At 58.9% G+C, this 12,317-nt stretch carries 8 protein-coding genes; 3 read left to right on the top strand and 5 right to left on the bottom strand.

Going from position 1 to position 12,317, the window contains the following annotated elements; translation table 11 throughout:
- Positions 1-80: 80 nt before the first annotated feature.
- A complete protein-coding gene (gene msrA, locus CKW14_RS11380; RefSeq protein WP_095047250.1) occupies positions 81-746 on the top strand; it encodes a peptide-methionine (S)-S-oxide reductase MsrA in 666 nt (221 codons plus the stop codon).
- Between the two features lie 129 nt (positions 747-875).
- Here the strand turns inward: msrA and CKW14_RS11375 are convergent, their stop codons facing one another.
- The gene (locus CKW14_RS11375) at positions 876-1,715 is read right to left on the bottom strand and encodes a 23S rRNA (adenine(2030)-N(6))-methyltransferase RlmJ (protein ID WP_095125327.1); all 840 of its coding nucleotides are present in this window, start codon (positions 1,713-1,715) and stop codon (positions 876-878) included.
- A 331-nt stretch (positions 1,716-2,046) separates the two neighbouring features.
- On the opposite strand from CKW14_RS11375, the gene CKW14_RS11370 reads away from it, so the two are divergent.
- Positions 2,047-2,463 (top strand): hypothetical protein, encoded by a 417-nt coding sequence (locus CKW14_RS11370; RefSeq protein ID WP_095125326.1) that lies wholly within the window; start codon positions 2,047-2,049, stop codon positions 2,461-2,463.
- 25 nt (positions 2,464-2,488) lie between these two features.
- Here the strand turns inward: CKW14_RS11370 and CKW14_RS11365 are convergent, their stop codons facing one another.
- From CKW14_RS11365 to putP, 4 genes are all read right to left on the bottom strand, one after another.
- Positions 2,489-2,809, bottom strand: a complete 321-nt coding sequence (locus CKW14_RS11365; protein WP_095125325.1) for a hypothetical protein — start codon at positions 2,807-2,809, stop codon at positions 2,489-2,491.
- 336 nt (positions 2,810-3,145) lie between these two features.
- Positions 3,146-3,859 (bottom strand): DUF4123 domain-containing protein, encoded by a 714-nt coding sequence (locus tag CKW14_RS11360; RefSeq protein ID WP_095125324.1) that lies wholly within the window; start codon positions 3,857-3,859, stop codon positions 3,146-3,148.
- Positions 3,849-5,864: a type VI secretion system tip protein VgrG gene (locus tag CKW14_RS11355; protein WP_095125323.1), complete on the bottom strand. Its 2,016-nt coding sequence runs from the start codon at positions 5,862-5,864 to the stop codon at positions 3,849-3,851. Before CKW14_RS11355 ends, CKW14_RS11360 begins: the two co-directional genes overlap by 11 nt.
- Before the next feature lie 352 nt (positions 5,865-6,216).
- The gene (putP, locus tag CKW14_RS11350) at positions 6,217-7,701 is read right to left on the bottom strand and encodes a sodium/proline symporter PutP (RefSeq protein WP_095047245.1); all 1,485 of its coding nucleotides are present in this window, start codon (positions 7,699-7,701) and stop codon (positions 6,217-6,219) included.
- A 457-nt stretch (positions 7,702-8,158) separates the two neighbouring features.
- Here putP and putA point away from each other — a divergent pair, with 457 nt between their 5' ends.
- On the top strand, positions 8,159-12,112 hold the full coding sequence (gene putA, locus CKW14_RS11345; protein WP_095047244.1) for a trifunctional transcriptional regulator/proline dehydrogenase/L-glutamate gamma-semialdehyde dehydrogenase: 3,954 nt from the start codon (positions 8,159-8,161) through the stop codon (positions 12,110-12,112).
- Positions 12,113-12,317 lie beyond the last annotated feature (205 nt).

Raw genomic sequence — 12,317 nt, 5'->3', positions numbered from 1 at the left:
TTGGATAGTGCGAAGTCGGGCATCATTCGGCACACTGGCGGTCTGACTTTTCACATCCAACCTGACTGAGAGGAACGATCATGGTTCTGCGCTCGGAAATTCTGGTGAACAAGAACGTGCTCCCGACTAAAGAACAAGCTCTGCCCGGCCGCGAAACCGCGATGACCCTGCCTGAAAAGCACTTCGTGTTTGAAGAAACCCCGCTGCTTGGCCCGTTTTTCCAGGACGTCGACTTTGCGATCTTCGGTCTGGGCTGCTTCTGGGGCGCCGAACGCCGCTTCTGGCAGCGCGAAGGCGTGGTCAGCACCGTGGTGGGTTATGCCGGCGGTTTCACGCCGAACCCGACTTACGAAGAAGTCTGCTCGGGCCTGACCGGCCACGCCGAAGTCGTGCTGGTTGTGTATGACAAGGCCAAAGTCAGCTACGAAGAGCTGCTGGCGATGTTCTGGGAACTGCACAACCCGACGCAGGGCATGCGTCAGGGCAACGACATCGGTACGCAGTACCGCTCGGTGATCTACGCAACCTCGCCTGAGCATCTGGACGCGGCGCTGAAAAGCAAAGCTGTGTATCAGGCGGAACTGTCGAAGGCGGGTCTGGGGGAAATCAGCACCGAGATCGAACAGGCGCCGACCGTGTACTTCGCCGAGGCGTATCACCAGCAGTATCTGGCGAAAAATCCTGAAGGGTATTGCGGGATCGGCGGCACCGGCGTGTGCATGCCAGCGAGCCTGGCGGGTAACTGACCCTTAAAAGCAAAAGATCGCAGCCTTCGGCAGCTCCTACAGGAGATCAGTGATCGTCCGCACATTGGTGGACGACACCGAACCGTGTAGGAGCTGCCGCAGGCTGCGATCTTTTGATCTTGCCGTTGATCAGCTCTCGGCAATCAACCAATCCATCTGCCACCCACCCTGAGTCTGCCCCAGCTTCTTCGACAACCACGGCAGCAGCTCACGCAATTCCTCCTCCAGCCCCCACGGCGGATTGGCAATCGCCATGCCCGAACCGTTCAGGCTGTTCGGCGTATCCAGCGGATGCACCAGCAATTCCACGCGCAACAACTTCGGCGCACCGGTGCCGGCCAGATCCTGATAGAAGCGCCGCAACGCACGCTGATCCTTCACCGGATACCAGATCGCCGCTACGGTTTGGCGCATACGGCCAATCGCCTCTTTCAACGACGCCGCACAACGCTGCATCTCGTCGAGCTGCTCGAACGGCGGATCAATCAACATCACCGCACGCTTTTCCTGCACCGGCAGCATCGCTCGTGCAACGTGCCAGCCCTCGCCGAGATGAACTTTTACACGGCGATCACCGGCCATGTTGTCCTTGAGCAACACGCCGTCTTCGGGGTGCTTCTCGTTGAGCATCACCCGGTCCTGCGGGCGAGTCAGGCGCCGCGCCAGCTCCGGCGAACCCGGGTAGTAGCGCAGTTGGCCATCCGGGTTCATCTCGTGCAGCACCTTCATATAGTCGGCGGTCAACGCCGGCAGGTCCTGCTGATCCCATAAGCGCGCGATGCCTTCCAGGTACTCACCGGTACGGTTGGCCTGATCGCCCTGCAAGTCATACAGACCGATGCCGGCATGCGTGTCGAGATAGGCAAACGGCTGCTCCTTGCGCGACATCAGGGCGATGAGGCGGGTCAAGGTCAGGTGTTTGAACACATCGGCGTGATTGCCGGCATGGAAGGCGTGACGATAATTCATGGCTGCTCCTGCGAAGGGCGCAAAGTTTACCTTTTACCGGGCGGCAAGTCAGGGGTTCGCAGCCGAGTGGACAAAAACCTGTCCATCACCCTAGCCCTCTCCCGGAGGGAGAGAGGACTGACGGTGGTGATCTTGCGGCTTATGTCGACCTGAAAGATCAGCGCGAACTCAAGCCTGGCGAAGCAAAGTGCGCCGCTGAAGTCGCAGGTCGGCGTACCTCACCCAGACAACTCGATCAGTCCCCTCTCCCTCTGGGAGAGGGTTAGGGTGAGGGTTTTTGCTTTTACGCAGTTACACTTGCGAAAAATCAGAGACAGGAAGTCAAAAACTCATGCGATACCCGTTCATTTTCCTACTCGTCGTGCTAAGCCCATATCTAGCACTTGCCGACGAAAACCACATCGATCAAGCCAGACAAACGCTGAAGAACTATGGATTGAGCGAGTGCATTCTCAAGCCATTCAATCAAAAGTCTGAGCTGGAGCATGACATCGAAATGTCCGCCGGCGCCTACTCGCATTTTGGCAAAGGCATGCACACCGTCATGGAAAATGAAGACACGCACAAGGTTTTACACGATCCCTATAAAGAAACCAGAAACTATATGTTTGCGGCGTCTGACCAGATCTCTGCCAACAGAGAATACTCGGACAAAAAAATGATATTCCATGGTTGCGTACAGGTGTACAACTCAGAAGCGTTCGACCGTTTTATCCGGACTCAGGATGCTTACATCGTTGATGATTGACATCTTTTGATGTTGCTTTTAAGCATCAGGAAGGCATCTCGCGCAACCGCCTGCCGATGACATCAAGCACATCACAGCCGTCACGCAAAGGGATCACGCAGAGCTGGGCGAAGTCGCTGAGGATGACGGAGTCGCATTCGACCGAGCCGCGCATGCACATGTTTTCCAGCACCTGGATCACGGCGCGCAGGCGATGGTTGGCGGCGTCCATGAGGATGTCGAGAGGCACGTGGGTGTCGATGAACAGGGTCGGCATGTCGCTGCAATTGCCGGTCAGGGCCATGAAGCGGTTGTCGGGATGGGGGATGATTTTTTCGTAGGGTGGATCGGGTTTAAGCATAGTCATATCAGTTGTACCTCAATAGGTTTAGAGAGGCTGCCAAGTGACCTTCCTACGGGTATAGGTGGCAGCCGTACGCGAGAGTAGGAAACTGAGAAACCCACCAAACTCAGTCACGCCGAAGCGTTCCCGCGCACAGCTGCCGCAAACGATGCTACGGACACGTATTAAGTGCCGCAATCAAACGACAGCGCTGGTGCGCGGTGAATTTCACAGGGGTCCTACGCCCTGTCACCGCTCTCGCAGTGACAACGAAAAGACTATCCCTGCAACCCACCGCCCACCAGTTCATGAAAACCGCCGCAACTCGAAGGAATCGTCCGAGTCCTTCGCCCCGAAAACTCACTCTGACTCTGCCAGCAAAAACGCCAGCAACGCCGATTGCGACGAATCTTCCGACATTGAAACCTGAAAAAACCGCCTCACCTTGCAACACAAAACCGCCTCGGGAAAGGCCTCGAAAAGAACCGGATATTCTTCGCTCAACCACTGCAACGCATTAGCCGTTCGAACGTCATTACCCTGCTGCGCCAGCACCGATTCCGGCACCTGCCACCAAGGAAATATCCGCCCCGAAACCTGCGCCCTGCCACCAATTTCCAGCGCCTGACCATTGATCAAACAACGCCCGATCAGCGGAAACAGTTGCGCCGCATCCACCTCATCGGCCTGAAGAATCGGCAACAGAAACCGCCCGTCCCAGAAACGAAAAAACACCGTTTTGCCGCCCGGCATCAGCACTTGGGTGAGGCTGCGAAAATGCGCCACCACCTCTTCAAGACTCGCCGAAGACACCGCCAGCCAACCCCAATCCAGCGACTCGGTAGTGGCGACCCAATGCAGAAACTTACTGTCGGCGGCGAAAACTCCCACGTGAGGCATCACCGCATCCCACTCGGCATAGATCGTCTCGGCCCAGATCGCACTGGCCGCTTCTGGCCAAGCCTCAAGCGGCTTCGCCTCGCTGGCATTGCTGAACACCGCGAATAATTGCTCGGACGCTTTCAACGGCTCCCGCGCCAACCAATCGGCAGGCAATAGAAAATCAGGCTGCACAGAGACCATCCTTGCAACGTTCACACTCTTCGCAGAATGGTGCATCACCCTTGAAGCTCATGATTTGTGCAGCAGTGAGCATCGCTGCCGGCGCAGCGACCAGTTTCTCCGGTAATCCCGGGACAACCGGCGCGGCACTCATCGCCGCCATCGGCGCACCACCCACAACAATCGGCACGCTGCTGAAAATCCCACCCGGGCCGATGTTGATCCACTGCCCGCCGGCCTGAATCGTCGCACTCGCGCCACCGTCGATGACCACTTGCTGACCGGCGCTGACGTGGAATTGCCCACTGGCGCTGATCGCCTGATTGCTCACGCGGATATGCCGGTCGCCGCTCACGCTCAGATGATCGTCCTGCTTCACTTCGGTTTGGCGCTGGCCGTGGGTGATGCGCTGCTCATCAGCCTTCAATTCATGCCGCGCGGTGCCGGTGACGACGATGCTGCGCTGGTTATCAACCTGCACCTGTTGATCGTTCAACACATGCTGCGTCCAGTTACGCTGGGCGCGCAGATAGATTTCCTCAGCGCCTTTCTTATCCTCGATGCGCAGTTCGTTGTAGCCGCCACCGCCGGGGCTGCTCTGACTACGAAAAATGCTACGGGTCTTGTCCGCCGGAAGATCCAGCGGGATCGGCGTCGCGGCGTTGGGCAGGCAGCCCACGACCAAAGGTTTGTCGGCGTCGGCATCGATGAAACCGACCAGCACTTCCATGCCGACTCGCGGAATCAGCACGCTGCCGTAACGGTCGTGCGCCCAGTTAGTAGCAACGCGTAGCCAGCAACTGGAATGCTCGTTCAATTCGCCGTCGCGATCCCAGGCCAGTTGCACCTTGACCCGGCCGTACTCGTCGCAGTGGATTTCCGTGTCTTTCGGCCCGGTCACAACCGCCGCTTGATAGCCGAGCATGCGTGGTTTTTCCGGCCCCAGCGCCGGGCGGAAGAACACGTCCCACGGCGTGGCTAGAAAGCTATTACGGTAACCCTGAAATCCCTCGCCATCGCTGGTCACCGATTCCTCCAGCACCTGCGGCTGGCGGCCATGATGCTCGATGGCGGTCAGCAACCAGAGGTCATTCCAGTCGTGGCGCGGATGCTCGGTCAGTTGCAGGAAATGCCCGCAAACCAGTGCGGATTCGTCGCTGACGCCCTCAGCCTGACGGTAATCGGCGACATGTCGCTCAAGTGCCCGCTGGGTCAGGTGCTTGCCGGTTTCCCGATCATTGAATTGGCCGGGGAAGTGATAGTCCTCCAGCACCGGGCGCTGCTCGCCGTCGACACGGCTTTGCAACTGCAGCCGCGGCTTTTCGAAGTTGTAGTCGCGCCGGGTGACCACGCTGGTACGGGTTTCGACGCGAACGTTAAAGCGCTGTATCGCCCGCGCGCCAGCGGACATGCCACTGCCCGGCAGATAAACCGTCGACTCGACCAGACGCGGGAACACAGTCTGGTCATCGCCAAAAACCAACAGGTGACCTTGGGGACTGTGTTGAAAATGGTAATGAATGCCGACTTCGGCACACAGGCGCTGGATAAAGGCCAGGTCACTCTCGGCGTACTGCACGCAATACTCACGCACCGGGTAATCGCTGCCGAGGCGAAATTCAAAAGCATCACGCAGGATCGAATGATCCTTGAGCACTCGCGCGACAATTTGCGGCACCGTCAGATGCTGGAAGATCCGCTGATTGATCCGCTGGCCGAGGTAGGTCAGACGCGGGACGAGGCTGATGTGATAACGCGTCAGACGTTTCCCGGAATCGCCCTGCCCGACCTGATAAATCTGACCGTGAATACCGGAACCCTGAGCATCCAGGCTCAGAAACGCCTGACAGTGCAGCAGGCTTTCGAGGTCCAGGTCCGGCCGTTCACTGACCAGTTCCAGCTCGAAGCGAAAGGGTTGGCTGATGGCTTCCTTGCCCGTGAACTCAAGGACCTTGAGGTCATGTTGGGCGCCTTCGAGGGTCAACGTGAAACGCGGTTGATTGGCAGGCGCGAACATCCGATGTCTCTCTGCAGAATGAAGGGCGGGCGATTCTGCATGAGGGGCAAGGGGTGATGAATGGGTGACGGGAAAATCAGATTTGCCCTACTTTCATTGACGAAAAACCCTGCAAAAAGCGACGCCTTCAACTACAGACAAATCTCTCAAGTTCACCTCCATCCCTTGTAGGAGTGAGCCTGCTCGCGATAGCAGTGTGTCAGTCAACATTTTCGTTACTGATGAACCGCTATCGCGAGCAGGCTCACTCCTACAGGGACACGCGGTGAATCAGAGAAATCATGGGCACAAAAAAACGGCCCGTCTCCTGTAGGAAACGGGCCGTTTTCGGGTGAGCCTCAGCTCAGAACAATCACTTGTTCAGGTGGAAATCTTTTTCCGCCGCTTCGAAGCGCTGCACCATGCCTCTGCTCGGCTCGCCCATCTTGCTGACGATGTAGATGGCCAGGCTGGCGAAGATGAAGCCCGGGATGATTTCGTACAGACCCAGCAGTTCGAAATGCTTCCAGACCACCACGGTGATCGCGCCGACCAGAATACCGGCCAGTGCGCCGTCACGGGTCATGCCTTTCCAGATGACCGAAATCAGTACAACCGGACCGAACGCTGCACCGAAACCGGCCCAGGCGTAGGACACCAGACCCAGTACGCGGTTTTCCGGGTTGGCGGCCATCGCGATCGCGATCAGTGCAACCAGCAGCACCATGGCGCGGCCGACCCAGACCAGCTCAACCTGAGAAGCGGATTTACGCAGGAAGGTTTTGTAGAAGTCTTCGGTCAGGGCGCTCGAGCACACCAGCAACTGGCAGCTCAGGGTACTCATCACAGCCGCCAGAATGGCCGACAGCAGTACACCGGCAATCCATGGGTTGAAGAGGATCTTGGCCAGTTCGATGAACACACGCTCGTGGTTCTCGGTCACGGGACCGGCAACTTCCGGGTGCGCCGAGAAGTAAGCGATACCGAAGAAGCCCACAGCTACGGTGCCACCCAGGCACAGAATCATCCAGGTCATGGAGATGCGACGGGCGTTGGCAATCGACTTCACCGAATCCGCCGCCATGAAACGCGCGAGGATGTGCGGCTGACCGAAATAGCCCAGACCCCAGCCCATCAGCGAGATGATGCCGATGAAGGTGGTGCCTTTGAGCATGTCGAAGTTGCTTGGATCGTTGGCTTCGATGGCCAGGAACGTGGTGTCGACGCCGCCGGTGGCCAGCAGGACGATGATCGGCGTAAGGATCAGCGCGAAAATCATCAGCGTGGCTTGTACGGTGTCAGTCCAGCTCACGGCGAGGAAACCGCCAACGAAGGTGTAGGCAATCGTCGCCGCAGCACCGGCCCACAGCGCCGTCTCGTAGGACATGCCGAAGGTGCTTTCAAACAGACGGGCGCCAGCGACGATGCCGGAAGCGCAGTAAATGGTGAAGAACACCAGGATCACGATCGCCGAAATGATACGCAGCAGGCCGCTTTTATCTTCGAAGCGGCTGGAGAAGTAGTCCGGCAGGGTCAGGGCATCGCCGTTGTGCTCGGTCTGCACACGCAGACGGCCGGCAACGAACAGCCAGTTCAGGTAGGCACCGACGATCAGGCCGATGGCGATCCAGCTTTCGGACAGACCGGACATGTAGATGGCGCCCGGCAGGCCCATCAACAACCAGCCGCTCATGTCGGAAGCACCGGCAGACAGCGCGGTGACGACGCTGCCGAGGCTGCGACCACCGAGAATATAGTCAGAAAGGTTGTTGGTGGAGCGATAGGCCATGAAGCCGATCAGCACCATTGCTGCGATGTAGATCACGAACGTGATCAGTGTTGGATTGCTTACGCTCATTAAGTTACGCCCTGGCTTTGTTTTTATGTAGCAGCGGTGATGAACCGCGCGCAAACGATGATGTTTGGCAGACGATTCGGGATCCCGCGCATTTAGGACTGATGTTTCCCCAGGAAAGCCACCAGCCGATGCACCGGGTTATCCCGGTTGCACCTAGGGCGCGAATGCTATGCAACAAACCAAAAAAGGTGCAACCAGTTTCGCGCGAATTAGTTGCACCTAGTCGGATATTCCGAGAAACAGGCGGTTTTTGCTCCCTTTTAGCGCAGTCAGAGCGCGTTACTAGAAGCAAAAGCACCAAGCAAGTGCGGCACTTGCGTACCAGAAAATAATTCCTGACGAAGCGTTTATTTTTCCGACAAAAAAAGGGTTGCACCCGGTTGCACCTCTTTCGGCGCGCGGCTAATCTTGCGGCCAGCTGATGCCACGCAACTGTGGCAACCATGAGGATAAAAATATGGCTACCACCACCCTTGGGGTCAAACTTGATGACCCGACCCGCGAGCGCCTGAAGGCCGCCGCAACCTCGATTGATCGCACACCGCACTGGCTGATCAAGCAGGCAATTTTCAATTACCTGGAAAAACTCGAGGGTGGTGCAACCCTGACCGAGCTGAACGGTTTGACCGCCAAGGACGCCGATGAGGCAGGCGAGGTCCACACCGATCACGCGCACCAGTGCTTCCTCGAATTCGCCGAAAGCATCCTGCCGCAATCCGTTCTGCGCGCTTCGATCACCGCTGCTTACCGTCGCCCTGAGCCGGAAGTGGTGCCAATGCTGATCGAGCAAGCTCGCCTGCCGGTCGCCATGGCTGAAGCCACCAACAAACTTGCCGCCTCCATCGCGGAAAAACTGCGTAACCAGAAAAGTGCCGGCGGTCGTGCAGGCATTGTTCAGGGTCTGCTGCAGGAATTTTCCCTGTCGTCCCAGGAAGGCGTGGCGCTGATGTGCCTCGCCGAAGCGCTGCTGCGTATCCCGGACAAGGGCACTCGCGACGCACTGATCCGCGACAAGATCAGCACCGGTAACTGGCACCCGCATTTGGGCAACAGCCCGTCGCTGTTCGTCAACGCGGCCACTTGGGGCCTGCTGCTGACCGGCAAGCTTGTGTCCACCCACAACGAAGCTGGCCTGACGTCGTCCTTGAGCCGCATCATCGGCAAGAGCGGCGAGCCGATGATCCGCAAGGGCGTCGACATGGCCATGCGCCTGATGGGCGAGCAGTTCGTCACCGGCGAAACCATCGCCGAAGCGTTGGCCAACGCGAGCAAGTTCGAAGCCAAGGGCTTCCGTTATTCCTACGACATGCTCGGTGAAGCGGCCCTCACCGAACACGACGCGCAGAAGTACCTGGCGTCGTACGAACAAGCCATTCACTCGATCGGCAAAGCCTCCCACGGCCGTGGGATTTATGAAGGCCCGGGCATCTCCATCAAGTTGTCGGCACTGCACCCGCGTTACAGCCGTGCGCAGTACGAGCGTGTGATGGACGAGCTGTACCCGCGTCTGCTGTCGCTGACCCTGCTGGCCAAGCAATACGACATCGGCCTGAACATCGATGCCGAAGAAGCCGACCGTCTCGAACTGTCGCTGGATCTGCTTGAGCGCCTGTGCTTCGAGCCGCAACTGACTGGCTGGAACGGCATCGGTTTCGTGATCCAGGCTTACCAGAAGCGTTGCCCGTACGTGATCGACTACGTGATCGATCTGGCCCGTCGCAGCCGTCATCGCCTGATGATCCGTCTGGTGAAGGGCGCCTACTGGGACAGCGAAATCAAGCGCGCTCAGGTCGAAGGCCTGGAAGGCTATCCGGTCTACACCCGCAAGGTGTACACCGACGTTTCCTACATCGCTTGCGCACGCAAACTGCTGTCGGTGCCGGAAGTCATCTACCCGCAGTTCGCCACGCACAACGCCCACACCCTGTCGGCCATTTATCACATTGCCGGTCAGAACTATTACCCGGGTCAGTACGAATTCCAATGCTTGCACGGCATGGGCGAACCGCTCTACGAGCAGGTTGTAGGCAAAGTTTCCGAAGGCAAGCTGAACCGTCCGTGCCGCGTGTACGCTCCGGTCGGCACTCACGAAACGCTGCTGGCGTACCTCGTACGTCGCTTGCTGGAAAACGGTGCGAACACCTCGTTCGTCAACCGCATCGCCGACCAGTCGATTTCGATTCAGGAACTGGTGGCCGATCCGGTGGCGCAGATCGAGCAGATGGCGACCGTGGAAGGTGGATTCGGCCTGCCGCACCCGCGTATTCCGTTGCCGCGTGACCTGTACGGCGCCGAGCGAGCCAACTCCAGCGGCATCGACATGGCCAACGAACATCGTCTGGCTTCGCTGTCCTGCGCCCTGCTCGCCACGGCCCATACCGACTGGAAAGCTGCGCCGATGCTCGGTTGCGCGTCGAGCAACGAAACCCCTGCACCAGTGCTGAATCCGTCGGATCACCGCGATGTGGTCGGGCATGTTCAGGAAGCTACCGTCGAAGACGTCGACAACGCTATCCAGTGCGCACTGAACGCTGCACCGATCTGGCAGGCCACCCCGCCGGCCGAACGTGCGGCGATTCTGGAACGTGCCGCTGACTTGATGGAAGGCGAGATTCAGCCACTGATGGGCCTGTTGGCTCGTGAAGCCGGCAAGACCTACGCCAACGCCATCGCCGAAGTCCGCGAAGCGGTCGACTTCCTGCGTTACTACGCAGTACAAGCGCGCAACGATTTCAGCAACGACGCCCACCGTCCATTGGGTCCGGTAGTGTGCATCAGCCCGTGGAACTTCCCGCTGGCGATCTTCAGCGGCCAAGTGGCTGCAGCATTGGCTGCCGGTAACCCGGTATTGGCCAAACCGGCCGAGCAGACTCCGCTGGTTGCCGCTCAGGCCGTGCGCTTGATGCTCGAAGCCGGGATTCCGCAAGGCGTGCTGCAACTGCTGCCGGGTCGCGGTGAAACCGTCGGCGCCGGTCTGGTCGGCGATGAGCGCGTCAAAGGCGTGATGTTCACCGGCTCCACCGAAGTTGCGCGCCTGCTGCAACGCAACATTGCCGGTCGTCTCGACAACCAGGGTCGTCCGATTCCACTGATCGCCGAAACCGGTGGCCAGAACGCCATGATCGTCGACTCCTCGGCTCTGACCGAACAAGTCGTGATCGACGTAGTTTCGTCGGCCTTCGACAGCGCCGGTCAGCGTTGCTCGGCGCTGCGCGTACTGTGCCTGCAGGAAGATTCCGCCGATCGCGTCATCGAGATGCTCAAAGGTGCCATGGCGGAAAGCCGTCTCGGCAACCCGGAGCGCCTGTCCGTGGACATCGGCCCGGTGATCGACGCCGAAGCCAAGGCGGGCATCGACAAGCACATCCAGGGCATGCGCGACAAAGGTCGCAACGTCTACCAAGTGGCGATTGCCGACACCGAAGAAGTCAAACGCGGCACCTTCGTCATGCCGACCCTGATCGAACTGGAAAGCTTCGACGAGCTGCAACGCGAGATCTTCGGCCCGGTGCTGCACGTGGTGCGCTACAAGCGCAAAGAGATCGATCAACTGATCGGCCAGATCAACGCTTCCGGTTATGGCCTGACTTTGGGCGTACACACGCGCATCGACGAGACCATCGCCAAGGTGATCGACAACGTCAACGCCGGTAACGTCTACGTCAACCGCAACATCGTTGGCGCTGTGGTCGGCGTGCAGCCATTCGGCGGCGAAGGCTTGTCGGGTACCGGTCCGAAAGCCGGTGGCCCGCTGTACTTGTACCGCTTGCTGTCGACGCGCCCTACTGATGCCATCGAACAATCCTTCGCTCGCGGTGATGCTGCCGTGGCACCGGACGTTCGTCTGCGCGACGCCATGAGTAAACCGCTGACCGCGCTGAAAGCCTGGGCTGACAGCAACAAGTTTGCCGACCTGAGCACCCTGTGCGTGCAGTACGCTGCGCAATCGCAGAGCGGCATCACCCGCGTACTGGCCGGCCCGACCGGTGAGAAAAACAGCTATGCCATCCTGCCGCGTGAGCACGTGTTGTGCCTGGCCGAGGTTGAAGGTGATTTGCTGACGCAACTGGCGGCGGTGCTGGCGGTAGGCGGTTCGGCGGTATGGCCGGAGTCCGACATCAGCAAGGCCTTGTTCGCACGCCTGCCGAAGGAGATTCAGGCGCGGATCAAGCTGGTTGCCGACTGGAATAAAGACGACGTGGTGTTTGATGCGGTTCTGCATCACGGCCATTCCGACCAGTTGCGCGGCGTTTGCCAGCAGATTGCCAAGCGTGCCGGTGCGATCGTTGGGGTTCAGGGCTTGTCCCAGGGCGAGACCAACATTGCGCTCGAGCGCCTGGTGATTGAGCGGGCGTTGAGTGTTAACACCGCTGCGGCGGGGGGTAATGCCAGCTTGATGACTATCGGCTAAACCGGTCTAAATCCAGGCGACCGCAATAGTCGCCTGGAATGCAATTCCCTGTAGGAGTGAGCCTGCTCGCGATAGCGATCTATCAGACACATTTATTTGACTGACAGACCGCTATCGCGAGCAGGCTCACTCCTACATTTGATTAGTGTCGCCCTCACCTCTGCATCACTCTCATCAATCATCCTATCCAGCCTCTATTCCCCCA

Source organism: Pseudomonas sp. Irchel s3a12 (assembly GCF_900187485.1).
Taxonomy (GTDB): domain Bacteria; phylum Pseudomonadota; class Gammaproteobacteria; order Pseudomonadales; family Pseudomonadaceae; genus Aquipseudomonas; species Aquipseudomonas neuropathica.
Note: the sequence above shows the minus strand (reverse complement) of the source record. Positions and strands in the feature narration are given on the sequence as shown.